We start from the raw sequence: 23,121 nt of genomic DNA on the forward strand, positions 1-23,121 counted from the left end.
ATGAATTGGTCTACATTTGTTTAAGAAGATACCAAGTAATTTATTATGTTGCAATTCATGAAGAATAAGATCCTGATACCGTTGATGGTAATAGTGGCGCTGGGCGCATTTTTCTCTTTCAGATATGTACATGCTGCGGGTAGCAATACACAGCAGCGCCGCGCGCTGGTGATGGAGACCGTGCTGAAGACGATACAGGCCGCACATTTCTCTCCCCGCCCTATAGACGATACTTTTTCGGCCAGGGTATACAGGGGCATGATGTCTGCCTTCGATGGCGAAAAACTCTACTTTACCAAGGCCGAGGCCGATATGCTGAAAAAATACGAGTTCAGCATAGACGACCAGATACTGGCAGGCTCTACCGAGTTCTTCGACTCGTTCGAGGCGGCCTACCTGCGCCGTGTAGATGCTTCGGAGAAGATATATGAGAGCATCCTGAAAAAGCCGTTCAACTTCAATACCAATGAGACCGTGCAGCTGAACACAGAGAAAGGCCCGCATGGCGAGGAGACCGAGACGCTGATGCTGAACGCCGAAAAGGCCGACTATGCTGCCGATGAGAACAGTGTGGCCGAACGCTGGCGCAAACACCTGAAATACCGCGCACTGGCAAAGTATGTGGACCTGAAGACCGAGCAGGACAAGAAGAAAGAGAACAAAGACTCTGCCAATGTAAAGACACTCACCAATGCCGAGCTGGAAGCAAAGGCCCGCCAGGACGTGCTGAAAAGCAACCAGCGCTATATGAAGCGCCTGCGCAAGGTGAAGTCGGACGAGCGTTTTGCATTTTATGTGAACAAGCTCACCGAGACCGAGGACCCGCATACGTCTTACTTCCCCCCGGTAGAAAAGAAGGCTTTTGACGAGCGCATGAGCGGTAGCTTCGTAGGTATAGGCGCCCGCCTGAACCAGAACGACGACAAGACCACTGTGGCCTCTATCATCATAGGTAGCCCATCGTGGAAACAGGGTCAACTGAAGGCCGGCGACGAGATAATGAAGGTGGCCCAGGGCGATAAGGAACCTGTGGACATATCGGGCTACGAGATAGATGATGTAGTGAAGCTGATACGCGGCGAAAAGGGCACCGAGGTGCGCCTGACCGTAAAAGGCAGCGATGGCGCCGTGAAGGTGATACCCATCACCCGTGGTGTGGTAGAGATAGAAGAGACCTTCGCCAAGTCGGCCATCATACAGAGCAAGAACGGCCCCGTAGGCTTCATATATCTGCCTGAGTTCTATGCCGACTTCAACGGCACCAGCGGCCGTACCAGCAGCAAGGACGTGGCCGCAGAAGTAAAGAAACTGAAAGAGGCCGGCGTTACCGGCATCATACTGGACCTGAGGTATAATGGCGGCGGCTCGCTGAACGATGTGGTGGAAATGTCCGGCATATTCGTGGGCCGTGGTCCAGTGGTGCAGGTGAAATCGGGCCATTCTTCACCATCGGTACTGCGTTCGCGCGGGTACGATACAGCCCTCTATAGCGGCCCGCTGGCCATAATGATAGACCAGAGCAGCGCATCGGCATCAGAGATACTGGCCGCGGCCATGCAAGACTATGGCCGCGCTGTGATAGTAGGTTCTACATCGTTCGGCAAGGGTACCGTGCAGAAGATGGTATCGCTGGATGATATGATAGATGCGCCTACGCGCCTGGCCCTGGCAAACAGTGCAGGTGCCGAAGAGAACGCCTCGCTGGGATCGCTGAAACTGACCATGGAGAAATTCTACCGTGTGAACGGAGGCTCTACTCAACTGAAAGGTGTACGCCCGCATATAGACATGCCGGACCCATACGATGGCTATGACGATGAAGAGCTGGGCGAACGCCACAACAAGTCGGCGCTGCCATGGGACGAGGTGCCTGCGGTGTCTTACAAGGCTGCCAACAGCATATCGAACCTGGACGATGTGGTGGCTATGAGCAATGCGCGTATAGCGGCCAATCCCACCTTCAAGCTGATAAGCGAGAACTCGCACCTCATAAAGAAGAAGAGGGATGAGAACAAAGTATCGCTGAACGAGACCCAGTACCGTAAGGACCAGGAAGAGACAAATTCCATATCGAAGAAGTTGGAAGAACTACAGAAGAACGCCACCCTGCTGGAAGTGACCAACCCACAGGAAGACCTGGCCAGGATAAACCTGGATACGGCATCTGTGGCCAAGAACAAAGATTGGCTGAAGGCCCTGGGCAAGGACATCTATATAGCCGAGACCGTAAATATCATCAACGATATAAAGAAGGGCGGTATGAAGGTGAACATGGGCACAGGTATGAAATAACAGACCACTGATGACAGATATCCGAACGGCCATCTCCACAAGAGGTGGCCGTTGCTTTTTTTGCTACCCGGTGAGCGGTGCGGATCGTTTATCTTTGCACCCTAACAAGTACATACAATGAAAGTAGCAGTAGTAGGCGCCACGGGCCTTGTAGGCAGCACCATGATGAAGATACTGGAAGAGCGCAATTTCCCCGTCACAGAGCTGATACCTGTGGCCTCAGAGCGGTCTGTAGGTACAAAGGTGACCTATGCCGGTAAGGAGTATGCCGTGGTATCGGCTGCTACTGCTATTGCCATGAAGCCTGCACTGGCATTGTTCTCGGCAGGTGGCAGTGCCTCGCTGGAACTGGCTCCGCAGTTCGCTGCGGTAGGGTGTCGCGTGGTAGATAATTCATCGGCATGGCGTATGAAGGCGGGTATAAAGCTGGTAGTGCCAGAGGTGAACGGCGATGTGCTGACCCCCGAAGATATGATCATTGCCAACCCCAACTGCAGCACCATACAAATGGTGATGGTGCTGAACCCTATTCATAGAGTCTATGGCATAAAGCGCGTGGTGGTAAGCACTTACCAGAGCGTAAGCGGAACAGGCCAAAAGGCCGTAAAAGAGATGATGGACCAGCGCGCAGGCAATGCTGCGAATAGTGTGTATCCCCACCGTATAGACATGAACGTGCTGCCGCACATAGATGTGTTCATGGAGAATGGCTATACCAGGGAAGAAATGAAGATGACGCAGGAGACCTGCAAGATAATGGGTGATGATAGCGTAAAGGTGACAGCCACTACTGTGCGTGTACCCGTGGTAGGCGGCCATAGCGAGAGTGTGAACATAGAGCTGCACCGCGATTTCGACCTGAACGATATTCGCGAGATGCTTAGCAACCAGGCAGGCGTGATAGTGGTGGATAACCCTGCTATGAATGGCTATCCCATGCCTATAGAAGCCGAGGGGCGCGATGAGGTGTTCGTGGGCCGTATGCGCCGCGATGAGACACAGCCCAATACCCTGAACTGCTGGATAGTGGCCGACAACCTGCGCAAGGGCGCCGCCACCAATGCCGTGCAGATAGCCAAGCTATTGTACAATAACGGCTGGCTTGGTTAATGTGCTGAATGCAATAATGCGACAATGTGGAAGAAATGCGACAATGATATGTTCAGAAATACCTTCCGGTAGGCACGGTCCAAAACCACACTATCATTTTGTCTCCAATTATCGCATTGTCGCATTGACCAAATTATCGCATTCCCCGCATTATCGCATTTCAAAATAAGCTATCTCCTCTTTCATATCCAGCATGGGATAGCGCTCTGCAAGGGCTTTGCATTTGGCCAGGTAGCTTTCCATGAATTTGCGATGTGCATTGGTATCGGGGAAGCGGGTACGGTGCGCGCGGGCGGTCATTATCTCTCCCACCTGTTTCATTACATCATGTATAGCAGGGTCTATGCATGCTTTCATAAAATGTTCCCATACAAAGGTCGTTGCTGCAAAGTTGGGGTGTACCATATCTATGTCGTAGTAGCGGTGATCGCGCAGTATGTCTATCACCAGCTCGTAGGCCGGGAAGTAGTAGGCGTGTTCATGCATGCCACATAGCTCGTGTACAGCCTCCAGCAGGCGGGCCTTGCTGCGGTTGTTGTCCACCACGCCATCGCGTATATGGCGCACAGGGCTTATGGTAAAGATCACCTTTGCATATGGGTTAGCTGTCTGTAGCCGTTGTATGGTGCCATTCAGCGCGGCTACTATCTCCTCTATTGGCAGCAGCCTTTTCTCGAACCACTGTGCGGGCGCACGGTGATTATTGGCCACATGTTTGCCGCTTTCCCGCAGGTAATACTGGAATGCCGACCCCAGTGTGATGATGACCTTATCGGCCTTGCGAATGAATGCTGCGGCCTCTTCCTGCGCTCTATTGATACCGGCCAATGCGGCGGTCTTATCGGTATGCGAGAAGCGTGTGTGGTGGTCCCAGCTGTTCCATAGCTCATTCAGGTAAAAGAGGTCGGCTTCTGTGTATCGTTCACCTGATATATAGCTGTCCAGGCTCTGTGCCACGCTCAGCGGGTTGAAGAGTATGCCATGCGGGTTCTGCAGCACATGGAATTTGTAGTGTTGCAGCCTGTCGGCCATATGCTCGGTAAAGCAGGAGCCTATGAGCAGTATGTTATCAGTATAGGTGATGGGCCCGGGCAGTGGCGGTATGTCCAGCGATAGCATCATTTGCATATCCCAAAAGTACCTAAATGAACGCTATGCCTCCATATTATCCAGCAGGAACTCTATGGTGCGGGGGAAGTAATAATGCTCCAGCTTGTGTATCCTTTTGGCTAGTGCCCCGGGTGTATCGCCGGGCAGCACATTGCAGTGGGCCTGCAGTATCACATTGCCTTTATCGTACTCCTCGTTCACATAGTGTATGGTAATGCCCGAATGTGTTTCGCCCGCAGCTATCACTGCGGTATGCACATTGCCGCCATACATGCCCTTGCCACCGTACGATGGTAGCAGCGCCGGGTGTATGTTGATGATCCTGTCGGGGAAGGCCTGCGTGAGCGCCGGCGGTATCTTCCACAGGTAGCCTGCCAGTATGATGAGGGCAGGAGCGTGCGCCCGCAAAGCCGCTACAGTAGCATCGTCGTCAAATGTGTGCCTGTCTATCATCATCACAGGTATACCTTCACGCTCGGCTATGTTCAGCACACCGGCACCGGGCTTGTTGCATACTATAAGCGATACACGCGCCTTGCCATTGGCCTTGAACCACTCTATGATGGCCGCTGCATTGGTGCCTGTACCCGAGGCGAATATGATGAGGTTCAAAACGGATCTTTTAAATAAAGATGAAAAATGCGCTACTGCAGGTTATCGAACACAGGGCGGGGTTTCTTGATGATGAGGCTCACTATCAGCCCCAGGAAGCTATCGAGCAGCAGCCCGCCCATGTAGCTCATTATAGTGTTCTGCAGGTTGAACTTCCTCGACTTCTCTATGTCGTTCAGTGCCTTGTCTATCTGCTCATCGGGCAGCTTGGCTTTTTCCATGGCGGCCAGTGTGGCGTTCTTCACCTTATCGGTAAAGCCGGGGTCTATCACATATACATACAGGTAGTTGTAGGCAAATGAAAGTGTGCCTGCTACCAGCACTATCACAAATGCCGCGCCGAACACTTCTCTCAGCTCTATATAGCCGCCGTTGGCCTTGCGTACATTGGCCAGCATAAAGCCCAGTATCACCAGGTACACCAGGTAGCCTATACCTTTCAGCAGCATGTACAGGAACAGCGCATTGGCCGTCATGTTCAGCACGGTGCCTATGATAATGTAGATGACGCCCAGCACCAGGCCATTCATCATGGCCATTTTGTTGCGTGCTGCGGTGCTCAGTGGTTCGGATGATGTGATGTTCGCCATGGCTATTTGTTGATATGAACTTTATTGTTGTTGATGATACCCAGTACCTGCCCTGCAAGCGCCTGCCCTGCGAAGGGGTTGTTCACACCCTTCGACCGACCCTTGCCTGCTGCCAGTGTATAATTGCCTGTAGTAGTAAAAAGCGTCAGCGATGCCTGCGCACCTTTTGCAATGCTCTGCTCCCGCAGCCCGAATATCTTTCGTGGGGTAGTGGTAAGCGCCTCTACCAGCCTTTCTATACCTATGGTCTTGCGGATGCTGTCCCACAGTATGTTGTAGGCCAGCTCCTGTATGGCCATGCCTTCTGATGCATATTCCAGTTCTTTCTGCTTGGCGTCCCACTCGTGTGGGTGGTGGTGGCTGCCTATACAATCTATGGTGCCATCCTTCAGCGCGGCCACCAGAGCCTTCCTGTCGGCCTCGGTACGCAGTGGAGGGGCTACTTTGTAATTGCTGTCGTAGCCACGCATGGCCTCGTCGGTGAGGGCCAGGTGGTAGGGCGTTACAGAGCAGGTCACGTTCACGCCTGCTGCCTTTGCCTTGCGTATCATATCTGCCGATGCTGCAGTAGTGATACCCGATATGTGCAGGCGCGATCGCGTATAGCGTGCCAGCTCCACATCGCGGTACACCATCAGTGTCTCTGCAAGTTGCGGTATGCCTGCCATACCCAGTGCTACCGATACCGGGCCCTCGTTCATGAGGCCTCCCTGCGACAGGGCAGCATCTACGGGTAGCTGCATCACCACCCCGTTGAAGGCGGTCACATATTCCAGCGCCTTCATCATCAGGCCCGGGTTCTGTATAGGGTGCCAGCCGTCAGAGAAGGCTATGGCGCCTTGTGTGCGCATATCCAGCATCTCGGCCAGTTCCTTGCCATCGGCATTGCGGGTGGCTGCGCCTATAGGGTGCAGGTTCACCACATTGCCAGTGGCCTTTTGCTGCACATAGCCTATAGTGGCACGGTCGGTAAGGGCGGGGCGAGTATTAGGAGTGATCAGCACATCGGTAAAACCGCCTGCGGCTGCAGTGGCCAGCCCGCTCTTTATGGTCTCCTTATGCTCGTAGCCGGGTTCGCAATAGTCGGCAAAGGTGTCTACCCAGCCGGTGCTCACGCACAGGTCGGCGGCCTCTATCACGGTAGCATTATCTGTTTTTATGCCTGTGGCTATTCTTGTTATCACGCCGTCTTCCACCAGCAGGTCAGTGACCTTGTCGTGGTGTGCCGATAGCGGGTCTATGACCCTTGCCTTGCGTATGTGTACCTGCATGTGGATGAACTAGATAAAAATGTGCAACGGCATCTGCCGTACTTATACTATGCCGGGCGGGGCTGCTTCCGCGCAAGCAGGAAGGTCTCCAGACCCAGCATCACGATGGCCAAAATTACGCAAACTTTCCAAAGCGGGAAGTCGGCGCCTGTGCCGGTGGCCGCTATATTGCCACTGTTGTTTATCTCCTTCCACCTTATATTGTCGCCCTTCCATTCGTTTTGCAGGGCGGCTATGTCCCTGTAGCCCGGCTGCGACTCGGCCTTGTCCTGGTTCAGCGCTACCTGTGTGCTGTCGGCACCGGTAGCAGTAAGTGTATAGAAACCCGGGTACTGCAGCACATTGCCCACATATACATCCAGCCCGGCGCCATTGGGCCTTTGCTGGGGTACTACGTCCACACCGGGGGCATAGGCATGCAGTGTGTTGCGCTCCGATACATTGGCCAGTGTTATGTACACAGGCTCCTGCGAGCCCGCTCTTACGGCATATACGCTGCCGCCTCCGCCCTGCATGGCCATGAGGTATAGGAAGGGGGTAAAGAAATAGCTGCCGGGGAAATTGCCCGAACTGAGGTCGGCGCTGGTGGCAGAGAGGTACAATGCCCCGCGCGATGGTGTGAACTGCGCCAGCATGGGGTCGCCATTGCGGAAGGAAAGTACAGACCGCTGGTTGGCGCTGATGCCTGCCGTTACCACATAGTGCCAGTTGGCCACGGGTAGCTGCACATTCTCGGGTATTTTCTCAAAGAGGTCCTTTACCAGCGGGCTGCCCTGCTGTAGCTGGCTGGCGGCCTGTATGGCGGTATCTATGGCCGTAAGCTGTATATCGCCCACCTGTTTCAGCCCCTCGTTCAGGGCCTGTATATTGGTGGTGCGGCCGGGGAACACACACATGCTCTGCCCGGCCTGCAGGGCCTCGTTCATTTTACGGCCCATTGCATCGTCTATGCGGGTGATGCCGTTCAGTATCACCAGGTTGTACTGTTTCCAGTCGGTCTGTATGGCTGTGCTCACATCGGCCTGGTTCAGGCGAAAGCCATTGTATGCGCGGAAGGCCGCCTGTATGTATGGGTTCAGTTGTCCCTCGTTCAGCGCCAGTACCGATAGGTTGGGGGCGCAGCGCGCTGCTATGCGGAATGTATCGTCAAAGCGCATCACTGCATCGTTGAGCGCCAGCGATATCTGCTGCCAGCCTGCACCACTCACCTGGAAGGTAAGGGTATCTATACGTTCATTACTATCGTCAAAACTAAGCGAGGCGGCGCTTTTTACCTGCCCGTTCACCGACAGGTTCAGTACCAGGCTTTCTTTGGGCGCAGTGCCTGCATTGCGGGTATGCACCACCACATAGTTGCTCCTGTCGGCCTGCAGTACGGGGGTGGTGAGGTAGGCGGTGTCTATGTACACATTGCCGGCCTCTGCTGCCTGCACCGGTATGCCGTAGAAAGTGATGTGCTGCATCTGGCCTTTGGATGGCGGTGCGGGGAATGCGCTCTGCTGAAAGTCGGAGTAGTAGTACAGGCCGGCCTCGGTAGCGTTCTCGTTCTGCCGCGCTACTTCGGTCTCGGCCACTATCTTATCTACACTGAGGGTAGCGGCCGATATATCTATGGCCTGTATGGCGGCATATGCCTCGCCCATCTGCTGGGCATGGTAGCCTGTGGGTCTGTCGTTGGTGAGTACCAGGAAGCGTGTGCCGGGGCGTGCATTGCGTACCTGCCGTGAGGCGGCATCTTTGGCTATATCCAGCATGCGGCGCGGGCCCATGGCCGCACCCATGCTGTAGGAGTTGTCTATGTAAATGACCTGTAGCTGCCTGCCGCCTGCCGTTTTTTCCTTGTCGGGGAAGAAAGGCTGTGCAAAAGCGAATATGAGGAAGAAGAGGAACAACAGCCTTGCTGCCAGCAGGGCCTTATACCTTATTTCCGACCGTTTCCGGCTATTGAGCTGTATGGTCTTCAGGAAGCGGGTATGGGGAAATAGTACCGTCTTGTACTTGCGCAGGTTGAACAGGTGTATCAGCACCGGGATGGCCAGTGTGACGCCGGCCGCCAGGAAGAAAGGGTACAAGAAACTCACCGGGCAAATATAGTGGAATGGGGTGTTACGACAAAAGTTAAAACCTTGCGCATACAGGGCAGTGGTAAAATGCGCAGGCCGCCTACATACGGGCGGCCTGCGCATGAGGAAATGTATGGTCCTATTGTTTTATCAGCTTGTGTACCGATCGCTGGGTGCCTGCATCGTCGTACAGCATCACCATGTACAGGCCCGGTGCCAGCCTGCTTATGTCCACCTCGTGTGCATCTCCCTGCGCTATCAGCACCTTGCCCTCTGTGCTGGCTACCAGCGCGCGCACCCTTACAGGCGCATCTATGTTTATGGTGGTTGTAGCAGGGTTTGGGAATATCCTGTAGCGGTCCTTGCCCATGGCCGGGTCTGTAGTGCCCATGAACTCCCTGTAAGGATGCTTTATAGAGAAGCCCGCACAGTCATCGCTATTGGTCACCTTTACATAGTAGTAGCCGTAGTAGAGGGCCGCTGTGCGGTAGGTAGTAGCACCCGGTATGAGGCCCTGCAGGCTGTCGTACCACTGGTAGGTAAGGTAGCCGGTATCGGTATAGAAGGTGTTGGTGGCCGCAACATAGGAGATGCCGGGCGCAGGTGCGGGGTTCACCGCTATGGTCTTGTTCACGCTACAGCCGGTAGGCAGTGTATAGCGTACTATGGCCGTGCCGCCGGTAAGCACCGTCACCACGCCCGTTGCAGGGTTCACGGTGGCTATGGCGGGGGTAAGGCTGCTCCATGTGCCGCCGGGTGTAGCGCTGAACAGTGTATCCTTATCGGCCGCGCATTTTATCTCATCCGCACCCATTATAGGCTCGGGCAGCGGGTTTATGAGTACCGATGTATATGCAGGGCAACCTGCAGGTGTGGTATACGTTATATCGCCCATACCTGCCGACACACCCGTTACTACTCCTGTGCCGGGGTGAATGGTGGCTATAGACGGGCTGCCGCTGGTCCATACCCCGCCGCCTATGGCGTTGGCCAGCGTGGTAGTGGTACCGGGGCATGCCTGCATGGTGCCTGTTATGGCCGGTGCCGCAGGTTCTATCTGTACCGCTTTGGTGGTATAGCAGCCTCCCGGCATGGTATAAGTGATGGTCACATTGCCGGGTACATAGCCGGTTACCAGCCCCGATGACAGCAATACATCGGCCAATGGTGGTGCGCTGCTGCTCCAGGTGCCGCCTATGGTGGCATTGGCCAGCGCTGTGGTGCCGCCTACGCATACCGTGTCACGTCCTACTATAGGTGCAGGCAGTGCATTTATAGTGGCGGCTACGGTAGCAGTGCCGCAAGCATTGGTATACGATATAAGGGTGATACCGGCGCTCATGCCTATCACCAGGCCCGCAGGGGTCACCGTTGCTATGGCGGGTACAGCGCTGCTCCAGGTACCGCCGCCTATGGCATTGGTCACCGTCATAGACTGGCCTACGCATATGGGTATAGCGCCCATTATAGGGTCAGGGGCGGGATCTACTGTGACCACTGCTGTAGCCGTACACGAAAGCGCCGATGTGTAGGTTATGGTGGCCGTACCATCGGCCACGCCTGTTACCAGCCCTGTACCAGGGCCCGATACCGATGCTGTGGCTATGCCGGGTGCACTGCTGCTCCAGGTGCCGCCTGTACTGGTGTTGGAAAGTGTAGTGGTAGCGCCGCCCTCGCACACGGTGAGTGTGCCCGCTATAGGCCCGGGTGCGGGGTTCACGGTTATGGTCTTGGTCACAAAGCCGCAACCCGTAAAGGTAATGGTGGTAGTACCTGATGATACGCCCGTTACCAGGCCCGATGAGCTCACAGTGGCCACGCCCGGTGCGCTGCTGCTCCAGGTGCCGCCGCTAACGCCGCTGCTGTATGTGACAGGCGTACCCAGGCATACTATATCGGGGCCTGTGATAGTGGTAGCTACAGGGTCTACTGTCACCGCCTTCGTAGCATAGCAGCCTGTAGCGGTAACAGTATAAGTGATGTTGGTAGTGCCGCCCGATATGCCGCTCACTACGCCGCCGCCGCTCACGGTGGCTATGCCTGGTGCGCTGCTGGTCCACGCGCCGCCGCCTACGCTGGCGGTGAGGGTGGTGTTATTGCCCTGGCATATGGTAACGGGTGTGGCAGGTGTGATGGCAGGCAGTGCGTTCACCGTTACTACCCTTGTGGCCGCACATGTGCCTACGGTATAAGATATGGTGGTAGTACCTGCCGTTAGGCCAGTAACTACGCCGCCCGCTACTGTGGCTACACCGGGTACGGTGCTGGTCCATACGCCGCCGGGTGTGGTGCTGGCAAGGGTGGTGGTCTGCCCGGCACATATGGCCGCAGTGCCCGTAAGCGCCGATGGCGATGGCGATATAGTGATGGTCTGGGCAGATGATGTATAGTCTGGCGTACATGCGCCCGTAGAGGCCCATGTAACGTAGCAGAAGTAATAGTATGTGCCTGCTGTGGCAGTAGAAGGTGTATAATTGAGCGTGCCCGATCCGCCGGCAGGCGATGTGCCGCCTCCCGGGCCTCCGTAGGCCGTAGATCCGGGTATCGATGTGCCGCCTGTTGTATTATAATACCACTGTTCGGTATAGTTCACACCCGCATTCAGGATACCACCGCCCAGTGTACACTGGTCATATGTAAGGGTATTGGCGCTGGCGGCCGCTCCCTGGCAGTAAGATGTTGTGCCTGTCATAGACAGCGTAGTACTGGGTGTGTAAAGGTTGGTAAGGCAGGAAGACTGCGAAATGGTGATGAAAATGGCGCAGGCCAGCAGATATAAACTATCAGTGAATGGGTGTGTACTTGTTCTCTTCATAAAAAACCGAGTTATAAAGCGTGAAACAAATAATGGTACTGTATCTATTAAGCTATAGGCGTATCAGCAGATGGTCATGTTAGCTAATTTACGCTTTTCTGAAGGCATTTTATCAAAAAATATTTACATGTATTTTTTATAATAACAATAAATTTGTTTTTGCAATACATAAATAATTTTGTTAGTGTCTATTAACTGAATGGTAAACTCACTTTAACTAAAAGCACACATCGGGCGTTTTTTGCTGTAGAATGGCAGAACCCCGACCTTTGCTTTTCGATGAAGGATCTCCGCTCGCTCAATAAGTATTTCATAAAGTATAAATGGCGTTTGTCGCTGGGTCTATTGTTCGTGGCCATCTCCAGCAAATTCGCAGTGATGCCCGGCAATGTGATACAGCAGATGCTGGATAAGGTGGTGGCCATGAGCGCGCAGCAGAACAGGGGAGAGGAGATCTTTGGCATAGTACTGCAGGGAGGCCTGCTGCTGCTGGGCCTGGCACTGCTGCGCGGTCTTTTCATGTTCATGATGCGGCAGACCATCATAGTGATGTCGCGCCACATAGAGTTCGATCAGAAGAACGAGATATATGCCCACTACCAGCGGCTGCACACGGCATTCTTCAAGGCCAATTTCACCGGCGACCTCATGAACCGCATATCGGAAGATGTTTCGCGGGTGCGTATGTATACAGGGCCATCTATCATGTATTTCACATCGGTGGTGTTCCTGGTCATTTTCTGTGTATGGGATATGCTGCGGGTAGATGTGTGGCTTACCGTTTGCGTAGTGGCCCCGCTGCCTTTGCTGGCGCTGTCCATATTCTACGTCAACAAGATCATACACCGCAAGAGCAGCCGCATACAGGCACAGCTCTCGGCGCTCACCACTACCGCGCAGGAGTCTTATTCGGGCATACGCGTCATCAAATCTTTCGTGCAGGAGCGCAACATGATGCGTTTCTTTGAGACCACCAGCGAGCAGTACCGCAAAAGCAGTATAGATCTGTCCCTTACAGAGGCGGTCTACTTCCCGGCCATGAACCTGTTCATAGGTTTCAGCATGCTGTCCACGGTGCTCATAGGCGGCTACTTTGCCATCAATGGGCAGATATCTACAGGCAATATCGCGCAGTTCGTCATTTACATCAACCTGCTCATGTTCCCCATATCCAGCATAGGAATGGTAGCCAGTATGACACAGCGCGCAGGGGCATCGCAGGCGCGTATAGACGAGTTCCTGCATACAAAGCCGGCCATTGTGAGCCCCGCCAATGGCATAGCCACACCACCCGCTGGCGATGTGCATTTCAATGATATATCGTTCACCTACCCGCATACGGGCATCACTGCCCTCAGGCATTTTTCGCTGCATGTAAAAGCAGGGGAGAAAGTGGCCATAATAGGCAGAACGGGCTCCGGCAAATCTACCCTGGCACATATGCTGCTGCGGATGTACGATACCACGGAAGGAGCGCTGGAACTAGATGGCCACAATGTGAACAGGTATGACCTGGATATACTGCGAGGCGGCATAGCGTATGCGCCGCAGGAGGCCTACCTGTTCTCCGATACCATACTGAACAATATTCGCTTTGGCAGGGCATCTGCTACAGAGGCCGAGGTAAAAGAGGCCGCCCGCATGGCCGACCTGGACAAGGATATAGCGGGCTTTCAGCAAGGCTATGAGACGGTAGTGGGCGAGCGCGGCGTGATGCTGAGCGGTGGGCAGAAACAACGCATGGTACTGGCTCGTGCACTGCTGAAGAAGAGCAATATACTGCTGCTGGACGAATGCCTGTCGGCAGTAGATACACAGACCGAAAAGACCATACTGAACAACCTGGGCACTTACCTGCAGGGAAAGACAGTGCTGGTCATCACGCACCGTATATTCACCAGCTGGGCGTTCGATAAGATCATAATACTGGACAATGGCAACATAGCCGAGCAGGGCACGCACGATGAACTGATGGCCCTGGATGGCAGGTATGCAAAACTATACAGGCACCAGACCGAAGTGGCATAGCCCCATCCCGGCCCTGCCTGCGGCAGGCAGGCTTCCCCCGAGGGGAAGGAGATGATATCTGCATGTGTTTATTTCCAAAAGAATGGCCGGTAGATAAATAGCGTATTGCCGCATTACCGCATTCTCCACATTATCGCATTTAAGCTGATGCTTTCTTAGCCTCGGCCAGTACTTGCTCCCAGCGCCATGCGGTATCCATCATGGCATCAAGGCCATACTGCGTTTCCCAGCCCAGCAGGTTCCTGGCGCGGTCGTTGTTGGCATATATCTCTACTATATCGCCCGGCCTGCGTGGGCCCACCTTGAAGTTCAGCTTCATACCCGATACGCGCTCGAAGGCGTCTATCAGCTCCAGCACCGTTACCCCATTGCCTGTACCCAGGTTAAAGACCTCGCAGTTGTTCTTGTTGCGGTCCTCTATTATGTACTGCAGGGCGCGGGTGTGTGCATTGGCTATGTCCATCACATGTATGTAGTCGCGCACGCAGGAGCCATCGCGAGTGCCGTAGTCGTTACCGAACACGGTCATTTCCTTGCGTTTGCCTATGGCGGTCTGTGTTATCACCGGTACCACGCTTTCGGACAGGTCCTGGAACTCGCCTACAAGGGCCGATGGGTGCGCGCCTACGGGGTTGAAGTAGCGCAGCAGTATAGCGTTGAAATGCTTGTGTATAAGGGTGAAGTCGCGGCATATGGCCTCGCCCATCTGCTTGGTGCGTGCATAGGGCGATTCCGGCTCTACCAGCGGCGCCTCTTCCGATACCGGCAGCATCTCGGCATTGCCATATACCGAACATGAGGATGAGAACACGAAGTTGTCCACATCGAACTCCTCAGCACACTGCAGTATGTTCAGCAGAGAGTTGATGTTGTTGCGGAAGTACAGCAGCGGGTCGCTTACAGACTCGGGCACCGACTTGTATGCTGCAAAGTGTATGATACCCACTATATCGGGGTTCTCCAGGAAGATGGCCTCAGTATCGTCCAGGTCGCAGAGGTCTACTTTGTAGTTCTTCACTTTACGGCCGGTCACCTTCTCTATGCCATCCAGCATTTTCAGCGAACCCTTCGACAGGTTATCTACCGATATCACATCGAAACCGTTCTGTATCAGGTCTACTATGGTGTGACCGCCTATATATCCGCAACCCCCGGTAACGAGTATCTTCTTCATATTCAAAGTTTTTCTGTGAGTGTGTGTTGGTTTTGCAAATATATGCGACAGGACAGTTCAGAAGTATTATTTCTGATAGTTACTACCGTGCCCGTCGGCAACAGTTGCAGTATTACAATGGGTAGTATATAGTTGTAAAAAACATATTCCGGGGCATCGGGCAATTGACGTGGAATAACTATTTTTACTCTTTCACCGAATATGATATTACGCGGCCTACTGTACATTATCTCCGTCACCCTGTTCATAGGGTGGGCCGTGGGGTTTTTTCTGTGGCGGCCGGGTCCGCTTATACACATCATGGCCCTGCTGGCAGTGGTGGCTCTTATGCTGGGCATTACCCGCAAGGAAGGCATCCGCTGATCGGCACATTTTTTCCACATTCCTTTTCGGGCACATAATTTTGCTTTTATTTCAGATACCTTTGTTGCCCAACACACTATTTCTGGAATTCTAACATCCCAAATACATTTTTTATCATGCGTTTCATCGTCACTTCCTCAGCGTTGCTCAAGAATCTGCAGCAGATAGGCGGTATCATCAGTGCCAACAATGTGCTGTCCGTACTGGAAGATTTCCTGTTCCACCTGCAGGGCAATACGCTTACCCTCACCGCTACCGACCTTGAGACCATGATGCGCGTGCAGATGGAGGTGAACAATGCCGAGGGCAATGGCCGCATATGCATACCTTCCAAGATACTGCTGGAGTACCTGAAGAACCTGCCCGACCAGCCGGTGACATTCAACATCAGCGAGACCGACCTGTCGATAGACATGTCCAGCACATACGGCAAGTACCGTATAGTGGGCGAAAAGGCCGATGACTTTCCCAAGGAGCCGGCTCCTGCCGATACTTCTACCTTCTCTATGTCTTCCATAGCGCTCATAGAGTGCATCAGCAAGACCCTCTTTGCGGTGAGCACAGATACCCTGCGCCCCGCCATGACGGGTGTATACTTCGAGATGGCGCCCGATGGCCTGGGCTTCGTATCTACCGATGCGCATCGCCTGGTGCAACTGCGCCGCAACGATATCTCCTGCCCGTCGGCAGGCGGCTTCGTAGTGCCGCGCAAGCCGCTGCAGCAGTTGCGTGCCACTCTACCTACCGATGAGTCGCAGTTGCAACTGGCCTACAACAACAGCCACCTGTTTGTGACCGGCGAGCACATAAGCCTTAGCTGCCGCCTCATAGACGCCCGCTTCCCCGATTACCGCGCGGTGATACCTGTGGACAATCCCTACAGGCTCACTGTGAACCGTGCCGATTTTGCCAGCGCCCTGCGCCGCGTGAACATATTTGCCAACAAGACCACCAACCAGGTACTGCTGGATATAAACGGCAACAGCCTGGGCATAAGTGCGCAGGATATAGACTTCTCTTACGAGGGCCGCGAAACGCTCTCCTGCCAGTATAGCGGCGAGGATATGAAGATAGCCTTCAACGCCAAGCTGATGGTAGAGATAGTGAACAACCTGGATGGTGAGGAAGTAGTGCTGGAGCTGAGCACACCTTCGCGCGCGGGTATATTCCGCTCTATAGACAAGGCCGACAATGAGGATCTGCTGATGCTGCTGATGCCACTGATGGTGGGTATATAAGTTATTGTGGAAGCGTAAAAAAATACGGTCGTTGTTGTCTCAGGGTCTTAAAATGGTTTCAAAAAGGGCATCGTGGCGCGGTGTAGCGCTGGTGCTGTGCATGGCTATACTCTTTGCCGCCTGCCAGCCGGTACCGCACTACCAGAAGCACGAGGCCATACCCCACAATGCGTGGGACTACAATTTCAAGCCCTCTTTCACGTTCGATATCACCGACTCCAATTCGGTATACCAGCCCTACTTCATCATACGCCATACACAGGCATACCCCTACAACAACCTGTGGATGTGGCTGTACATAAAGACCCCGGGTGATACCGTGGCCACCAAGGCCCGCATAAACATAGTGCTGGCCGATGCCGGTGGCAAATGGCTGGGCCGCGGTATGGGCGAGATATACGAGCAGCGTATGCCCTTCTCTCTCGGCGACTCTGTAGACCTCAGCCGCCCCGGCACCTACACCATAGCGCTGGAACAGAACATGCGCATCAACCCCCTGCCCGAGATACTGCACATAGGTGTGCGCGTAGAGAAAGTGGCGCCCAGGGGAATGCGGTACTAACGCTACAATTCATAATTCAGCATTCATAATTCAGAAGTATTTTTGCCACCATCTATAGCACATGGTATTACCCGCAGGTAAAAAAATATATTTTGCTTCCGACTTCCACCTGGGAATACCCGACCATGCTACCAGCATAGAGCGCGAAAAGCGCATTTGCCGCTGGCTGGACGAGATACGGCCCACTGCCGAGCAGCTGTTCCTGGTGGGCGATCTTTTCGATACATGGTTCGAGTATAAGAACGTGGTGCCGCGTGGCCATACCCGCTTTATGGGCAAGCTGGCCCAGCTGCGCGACGATGGCCTGCACATAGAGGCCTTCACCGGCAATCACGACCTGTGGATGCTCGACTATTTCCACCGCGAACTGGACATACCTGTACATCATGGCCCTATAGTCAGAGAGGTGAACGGAAAAAGATTCTTCATAGCCCATGGCGATGGCCTGGGCCCCGGCGATACCGGGTACAAGATACTGAAGGCCGTGCTGCGCAGCCCGCTATCGCAATGGCTATACCGCCGCGTGCATCCCGATACGGGTGTGGGTATGGCCTCATGGTTCAGCAGGCTGGGCCCCAAGCATGCCGATATGCCTGTGAAGGGTTTCCTGGGCGAGGATAAGGAGATGCTGGTGCAGTTCTGCCTCGAAACGCTGAAGAAAGAGCATTACGACTATTTCGTTTTCGGCCACCGCCACCTCGCATTAGAACACCCGCTGCCGCAGAACAGTCTCTACATCAACCTCGGCGACTGGATACGCTACGACAGCTATGGCGTATTCGACGGAAAGGATATGCGGCTTGAATATTACAAGGAAAAGGGTTAGGCTTCCGATGCAGGTGGCCTGCTGATATAAATGCCTTAAATTTGTTGAAAACAGTTAGTGATGAACGAGATAATATTCGTAGTAGAGGAAAGTGATGAAGGAGGATATATCGCTAAGGCGCTAGGTACAGGTATCATTACCGAGGCGGAAACAATAGAAGAACTAAGGGAGGCTGTAAAAGAGGCCGTTCATTGTCACTACGAGGATGAGGCTACACGGCCCAAAATGATACGGCTACACCTGGTAAAAGATGAGGTTTTCGCAGCATGAGGATCCCAAGAGACCTTAATGGCAAAGAACTTATAGCCAGGTTGCGGGTATTGGGCTACGAGCCTACCCGGCAGACAGGAAGTCACATTCGTCTTACAACACTGCAGAATGGGGAACATCATATTACCATCCCCAACCATGACCCGTTAAAGATCGGTACTTTGTCTGCCATACTCTCGGTAGTAGCAGACCATTTCAATATCAGCAAGGAAGAATTACTCCGCAAACTTTTCCAGTAACAGTTATTACCCCAGGCTGAACGCTACCGCGGCCGCAGCATGTATGCGTGTGGTGTCGAACACGGGTACGTTCACATCTTCCTGCGTCAGCAGCATGGGTATCTCGGTACAGCCCAGTATTATGCCTTCGGCACCCTGTGCCACTAGTTCGTCCATTATATGCAGGTAGCGTTGTTTGGTATCGGCGGTAAAGATGCCCTTGCCCAGCTCTTCAAAGATGGTGTTGTGTATATAGGCCATATCATCCTGTGCCGGCACCAGGGTGGCTATGCCGTGTGCCGCCAGCTTCTGCTTGTAGAAATCCATGGTCATGGTAGGCAATGTACCCAGCAGCCCTACCGTCTTTAGCCCTTTGTCGTTTATGGCCTGTGCGGTGGCGGTGGCTATGTGTATCACCGGCATATTCGTAGCCTGCTCCAGCGCCTCGGCGAACATGTGCATGGTATTGGCGCACAGTACTATGGCCGTTGCGCCACCATCCTTCATATTGTTGCAGGCGGCTATGAACTGGCGCAGCAGCTCGTCCTTCCTTCCGCCGTCCACCAGGTCTTTCACCTCGCCATAGCTGAAGGAGTGCATTATGCAGCGCGAGTAGTATATACCACCCAGCCGCTCGTTGATGCCCTCATTTATATACTTGTAGTAGTCTACGGTAGATACCCAGCTGGTACCACCTATAAGGCCAAGGATCTTCATGGTATAAAAGTACGTTATGGGAAGTAGATAGTATGTAGTAGATAGTAAATGGTCGCGAGTCTAGTGCAACATATTTACCTATCCATTGTTATCGTTTTTTGTGGCCCTCTACTATCTACTACATACTATCTACCCGCACTTTTTGGCTTTCTACCGTCTACTGTCTACTTTTGTCGCCACTATAACGGTAATTGCATATATAAGAATACCCGATGAGCACGCTATCTATTGTCATTCCTGCATACAACGAGGGCCCTACCATTCACCGCATACTGAATAAAGTAAAGGCGGTGACCCTTGTGAACGACATGAAGAAGGAGGTGATAATAGTGAACGACTGCTCTCGCGACAATACCGAAGAGGCCATTATGGCCTACAAGCAGGCCAACCCCGAGCTGCCGATAAGCTACTACAAGCACGAGGTGAACCAGGGCAAGGGCGCCGCCCTGCACACAGGCATAGCCAAGGCCACGGGCGACTATGTAGTGATACAGGATGCCGACCTGGAATATGACCCCGAGGAATACAACATACTGCTGAAGCCTATACTGGCCGATTTTGCCGATGTCGTTTATGGTTCCCGCTTCATAGGCGGCAAGCCGCACCGCATACTCTTCTTCTGGCATTCTATAGGCAACAGGTGGCTTACCATGGCCTCCAACATGTTCACCAACCTGAACCTGACCGATATGGAGACCTGCTACAAGGTATTCCGCCGCGAGATGATACAGGGCATAAAGCTGGAGGAGAAGCGTTTCGGCTTCGAGCCCGAGGTAACGGCCAAAATATCGCGCATACCCAAGGTGCGCATATACGAGGTGGGCATATCGTACTACGGCCGTACCTACGAGGAAGGCAAGAAAATAGGTATGAAAGATGCCTTCCGCGCGCTCTACTGCATCATCAAGTACAATCTTTTCCGCTAGGCCGTACCCGTGCGCCCGGTACTTTTGGTGTTCCCGTGCCATTATATTTTTTTCTCTCCGAAAAATATTTTTTGAGAACATAAAACACATATCTTTGCGCAAAATTTCAGAGCGGTAATGTGTCGTAAACGTCTCTTTTCCTTATTGATAGTGGCTTTCGGACTGTTTTGGGCGGTGAATTCCTCATTTGCACAAACAGAAGAAAACCACGAAAATGCCACTTCTGAGAGCCATGAAGCGGCCACAGAAGAAAAAAAAGAAGGAATTAACATTACCGAACTGGTGTTCGGCCACGTTGGTGATTCTCACGAATGGCACCTGTTCAGCCTCGAGGGCGAGCATGGTCATGAGACCGAGGTAGCCATGCCGCTGCCCGTTATCACCTATCGTCCCAAGACAGGCGAGTTCTCTATGTTCTCTTACAGCAGGTTCCACGGTGGCTGGTATCTCGATGAGTTCGGTAATCACATCAGCAATACCTCTTATGACGGCCTGTATGTAGAAAAGAACATGAAGGAGAAGATACGCGCCGATAATGGCGATCCCGTATACGACCTCTCTATCACCAAGAACGTACTGTCTATGATGATATCTGTTGTCATCATACTGCTGCTCATGACATCGGCCGCAAAGAAGTACAAGACCGCAAGCCTGCAGGCTCCCAAGGGTTTCCAGAACGCGCTGGAGTCTGCCATCATCTTCATCCGCGATGAGGTGGCCAGGCCCAACCTCGGTCCCAAATACCTCAAGTTCATGCCCCTGCTGCTCACCGTATTCTTCTTTATATGGGTGAACAACTTGCTGGGCCTGCTGCCCGGCGGCGCCAATTTCACAGGTAATATAGCTGTTACCCTCTGCCTCTCTATCGTATCTTTCATAGTGATGGTGGTAAAGGCCAACAAGCACTTCTGGGGTCACCTGCTCAATCCTCCGGGCGTGCCTACAGGTATCAAGTTCCTGCTGGTGCCTATCGAGATAATTTCGCTCTTCATTAAGCCTATAGCGCTTACCATACGTCTTTTCGCCAACATACTGGCCGGTCACATAGTTATATTGTGTGTTATATCCATGATATTTATCTTTGGTGCCCTTAGCAAGGGCATAGGTATAGGTTTCGTACCCGTATCGCTTGCTTTCGGTGTGTTCATGTTCATGCTGGAGTTGCTGGTGGCCGCCATACAGGCGTTCATCTTCACCAACCTCACAGCAGTGTTCATAGGTCAGGCGGTAGAGGAAGGTCATGGTCACGGCGACGAGGCCCATGGTCATGAGGCGCACGGTGCAGCGCACCACTAATTGAGTTGACAATAGCATTTTTAATATAGTACAAAGAGTTTTTTTTAATTTAAATCCATAGTAACATGTCAGTATTGAACACAATTATGCTGGAAGCCGCAGGTCTGGCTAAAGCAGGTGGCGCGATCGGCGCAGGTATAGCAGCCCTGGGTGCAGGTGTTGGTATAGGCCAGATCGGTCGTGGTGCGGTAGAGTCTATCGCTCGTCAGCCAGAAGCTTCAGGCGATATCCGCGCCAACATGATCCTGACCGCAGCGTTCGTAGAAGGTGTTGCCCTGTTCGCAGTTATAGCAGGCATCCTCGCTATCGTAATGTAAGGTCACAGACGAATTTAACTGCATCCAATGCAAAGGGCCGAGGATGCAGTTATTTTAAACCCTATATCCCTGAAGGGACTTTCCCTTCAGAGCCGAACAGTGAATTTTTAACCAAATATATTTAACCATTCCCTTGCCCCCCTTTTAGGGGCCGGGGGTATAACTTACGAATATGGATCTGCTGACCCCGGAACTCGGTCTATTCTTCTGGACGCTCGTAGCGTTCCTTATCCTTTTCTTCATCCTGCGCAAATTTGCATGGGGACCCATCCTCAGCTCTCTGGGCGAGCGCGAGAAAGGCATAGCCGACTCTATAGCCACTGCCGAAAAGGTAAGGGCCGAAATGAGCCAGCTGAAAGCCGATAACGAAAAGCTGATGGCAAAGGCCATAGAAGAGCGCACTGCCATGCTGAAAGAGGCAAAGGAAATAAAGGACCGCATCATAGCCGAAGCGCATGAGCAGGCCAAGGCCAGCGCCGATAAGATAAAGACAGAAGCGCAGCAGCAGATAACCCAGATGAAGAATGCCGCGATGACCGAAGTGAAGAACGAGATAGGCAACCTGGCAGTAGAAGTGGCAGGCCGCATACTGCGCAAGCAACTGAGCACTGCCGAAGGCCAGGACGAGTATGTGAAAATGCTGGCAGAGGACATCAAACTGAACTAGTCAAACTCATTTAGAATAAAATGCAGAACCCACGTCTTGCATCGCGATATGCGAAATCGTTAATGGACCTTGCCGTTGAGCACAACGACCTTGATGCTGTGCTTGCCGATATGCGCACCCTGCAGGGAATATGTGCTGTCAGCCGCGATTTCGAGCTGATGCTGCGCAGCCCGGTGATAAAGGGCGATATGAAGCTCGGCGTCATCAACGCTGTGCTGGAGAAAAGCAAGATGAACAAGCTTACCAAAGCATTCATACACCTTCTGGTAAGCAAAGGCCGTGAAATGAACCTGCCCGAGATAGCAACTGCATTCATAGCTAGCTATAACGAGCTGAAGCGCATAAAGACAGTAAAGCTCACCACCGCCCGCCCTGTGAACGACAAGGTAAGGGATGGGATAAAAGCAAAAGTGGCCTCCTTCATGCCCAATGATACCGTGAACATGGAGACCTCTGTGGACGAAAGCCTGATAGGCGGTTTCGTGCTGGAGGTAGGCGACAAACTGTTCGATGCCAGTGTGAGGAGGAGCCTCAGCGAGATACGCTCGAAGATAACCGACCACTCTTACGAAAGCAAGATGTAAGCCCTCCCTTCCTCCCCCAAGGGGAGGAGATGGGTTTTTTGATATTTGAATATTAACTTTTGAATTTTATAG

The 23,121-nt window shown here is 53.1% G+C and carries 22 protein-coding genes; 14 read left to right on the forward strand and 8 right to left on the reverse strand.

From position 1 onward, the window contains the following. Positions 1–57 precede the first annotated feature (57 nt). Positions 58–2,292, forward strand: a complete 2,235-nt coding sequence (locus ABD843_RS05090) for a carboxy terminal-processing peptidase (protein WP_345079497.1) — start codon at positions 58–60, stop codon at positions 2,290–2,292. Positions 2,293–2,409: 117 nt separating this feature from the next. Further along, complete coding sequence (locus tag ABD843_RS05095) at positions 2,410–3,402, forward strand: aspartate-semialdehyde dehydrogenase (RefSeq protein ID WP_345079500.1); 993 nt, start codon at positions 2,410–2,412, stop codon at positions 3,400–3,402. Positions 3,403–3,552: 150 nt separating this feature from the next. Here the strand turns inward: ABD843_RS05095 and ABD843_RS05100 are convergent, their stop codons facing one another. The 6 genes from ABD843_RS05100 to ABD843_RS05125 all read right to left on the reverse strand — a co-directional run bounded on the left by ABD843_RS05100 (position 3,553) and on the right by ABD843_RS05125 (position 11,863). Next, positions 3,553–4,530 (reverse strand): GSCFA domain-containing protein, encoded by a 978-nt coding sequence (locus tag ABD843_RS05100; protein WP_345079503.1) that lies wholly within the window; start codon positions 4,528–4,530, stop codon positions 3,553–3,555. 24 nt (positions 4,531–4,554) lie between these two features. Then, positions 4,555–5,124: a phosphoribosylglycinamide formyltransferase gene (gene purN / locus ABD843_RS05105; RefSeq protein WP_345079506.1), complete on the reverse strand. Its 570-nt coding sequence runs from the start codon at positions 5,122–5,124 to the stop codon at positions 4,555–4,557. Between the two features lie 32 nt (positions 5,125–5,156). Then, positions 5,157–5,714: a DUF4199 domain-containing protein gene (locus ABD843_RS05110; RefSeq protein WP_345079509.1), complete on the reverse strand. Its 558-nt coding sequence runs from the start codon at positions 5,712–5,714 to the stop codon at positions 5,157–5,159. A 2-nt stretch (positions 5,715–5,716) separates the two neighbouring features. Further along, positions 5,717–6,985 (reverse strand): dihydroorotase, encoded by a 1,269-nt coding sequence (locus tag ABD843_RS05115; RefSeq protein ID WP_345079512.1) that lies wholly within the window; start codon positions 6,983–6,985, stop codon positions 5,717–5,719. Positions 6,986–7,032: 47 nt separating this feature from the next. After that, positions 7,033–9,066, reverse strand: a complete 2,034-nt coding sequence (locus ABD843_RS05120; protein ID WP_345079515.1) for a BatA domain-containing protein — start codon at positions 9,064–9,066, stop codon at positions 7,033–7,035. A gap of 121 nt (positions 9,067–9,187) precedes the next feature. Beyond that, the gene (locus tag ABD843_RS05125; protein ID WP_345079518.1) at positions 9,188–11,863 is read right to left on the reverse strand and encodes an Ig-like domain-containing protein; all 2,676 of its coding nucleotides are present in this window, start codon (positions 11,861–11,863) and stop codon (positions 9,188–9,190) included. 279 nt (positions 11,864–12,142) lie between these two features. Here ABD843_RS05125 and ABD843_RS05130 point away from each other — a divergent pair, with 279 nt between their 5' ends. Beyond that, on the forward strand, positions 12,143–13,891 hold the full coding sequence (locus ABD843_RS05130) for an ABC transporter ATP-binding protein (protein ID WP_345079521.1): 1,749 nt from the start codon (positions 12,143–12,145) through the stop codon (positions 13,889–13,891). A 139-nt stretch (positions 13,892–14,030) separates the two neighbouring features. Here the strand turns inward: ABD843_RS05130 and galE are convergent, their stop codons facing one another. After that, a complete protein-coding gene (gene galE, locus ABD843_RS05135; protein ID WP_345079524.1) occupies positions 14,031–15,065 on the reverse strand; it encodes a UDP-glucose 4-epimerase GalE in 1,035 nt (344 codons plus the stop codon). Between the two features lie 201 nt (positions 15,066–15,266). Here galE and ABD843_RS05140 point away from each other — a divergent pair, with 201 nt between their 5' ends. From ABD843_RS05140 to ABD843_RS05165, 6 genes are all read left to right on the forward strand, one after another. Next, positions 15,267–15,428, forward strand: a complete 162-nt coding sequence (locus ABD843_RS05140; protein WP_345079527.1) for a lmo0937 family membrane protein — start codon at positions 15,267–15,269, stop codon at positions 15,426–15,428. Between the two features lie 116 nt (positions 15,429–15,544). Next, a complete protein-coding gene (gene dnaN, locus ABD843_RS05145; protein ID WP_345079530.1) occupies positions 15,545–16,666 on the forward strand; it encodes a DNA polymerase III subunit beta in 1,122 nt (373 codons plus the stop codon). Between the two features lie 52 nt (positions 16,667–16,718). Then, positions 16,719–17,228, forward strand: coding sequence for a gliding motility lipoprotein GldH (locus ABD843_RS05150; protein WP_345079533.1), 510 nt, complete (start codon positions 16,719–16,721; stop codon positions 17,226–17,228). Between the two features lie 61 nt (positions 17,229–17,289). Beyond that, the gene (locus ABD843_RS05155; protein WP_345079536.1) at positions 17,290–18,054 is read left to right on the forward strand and encodes a UDP-2,3-diacylglucosamine diphosphatase; all 765 of its coding nucleotides are present in this window, start codon (positions 17,290–17,292) and stop codon (positions 18,052–18,054) included. 60 nt (positions 18,055–18,114) lie between these two features. Then, positions 18,115–18,324 carry a 2-oxoisovalerate dehydrogenase E1 subunit beta gene (locus ABD843_RS05160; protein ID WP_345079538.1) on the forward strand — a complete coding sequence of 70 codons (210 nt, stop codon included), beginning with the start codon at positions 18,115–18,117 and terminating at the stop codon, positions 18,322–18,324. Then, positions 18,321–18,563 carry a type II toxin-antitoxin system HicA family toxin gene (locus ABD843_RS05165; RefSeq protein WP_345079541.1) on the forward strand — a complete coding sequence of 81 codons (243 nt, stop codon included), beginning with the start codon at positions 18,321–18,323 and terminating at the stop codon, positions 18,561–18,563. The genes ABD843_RS05160 and ABD843_RS05165 overlap by 4 nt, the downstream gene beginning before the upstream one ends. 6 nt (positions 18,564–18,569) lie before the next feature. Here ABD843_RS05165 and ABD843_RS05170 read toward each other — a convergent pair whose 3' ends face one another. Continuing rightward, positions 18,570–19,259, reverse strand: a complete 690-nt coding sequence (locus ABD843_RS05170) for an aspartate/glutamate racemase family protein (RefSeq protein ID WP_345079544.1) — start codon at positions 19,257–19,259, stop codon at positions 18,570–18,572. 212 nt (positions 19,260–19,471) lie between these two features. Here ABD843_RS05170 and ABD843_RS05175 point away from each other — a divergent pair, with 212 nt between their 5' ends. From ABD843_RS05175 to atpH, 5 genes are all read left to right on the forward strand, one after another. Then, positions 19,472–20,185, forward strand: coding sequence for a glycosyltransferase family 2 protein (locus ABD843_RS05175; protein ID WP_345079547.1), 714 nt, complete (start codon positions 19,472–19,474; stop codon positions 20,183–20,185). 282 nt (positions 20,186–20,467) lie between these two features. Beyond that, a complete protein-coding gene (gene atpB / locus ABD843_RS05180; RefSeq protein ID WP_345079550.1) occupies positions 20,468–21,481 on the forward strand; it encodes a F0F1 ATP synthase subunit A in 1,014 nt (337 codons plus the stop codon). A gap of 65 nt (positions 21,482–21,546) precedes the next feature. Beyond that, positions 21,547–21,798, forward strand: a complete 252-nt coding sequence (gene atpE / locus ABD843_RS05185) for an ATP synthase F0 subunit C (protein WP_345079553.1) — start codon at positions 21,547–21,549, stop codon at positions 21,796–21,798. A 172-nt stretch (positions 21,799–21,970) separates the two neighbouring features. Continuing rightward, complete coding sequence (gene atpF / locus ABD843_RS05190; RefSeq protein WP_345079555.1) at positions 21,971–22,465, forward strand: F0F1 ATP synthase subunit B; 495 nt, start codon at positions 21,971–21,973, stop codon at positions 22,463–22,465. A 20-nt stretch (positions 22,466–22,485) separates the two neighbouring features. Further along, entirely contained in the window at positions 22,486–23,049 is a 564-nt protein-coding gene (atpH, locus tag ABD843_RS05195) for an ATP synthase F1 subunit delta (protein WP_345079557.1), read from the forward strand. Positions 23,050–23,121 lie beyond the last annotated feature (72 nt).

The organism is Nemorincola caseinilytica, assembly GCF_039540515.1.
Lineage (GTDB): Bacteria > Bacteroidota > Bacteroidia > Chitinophagales > Chitinophagaceae > Nemorincola > Nemorincola caseinilytica.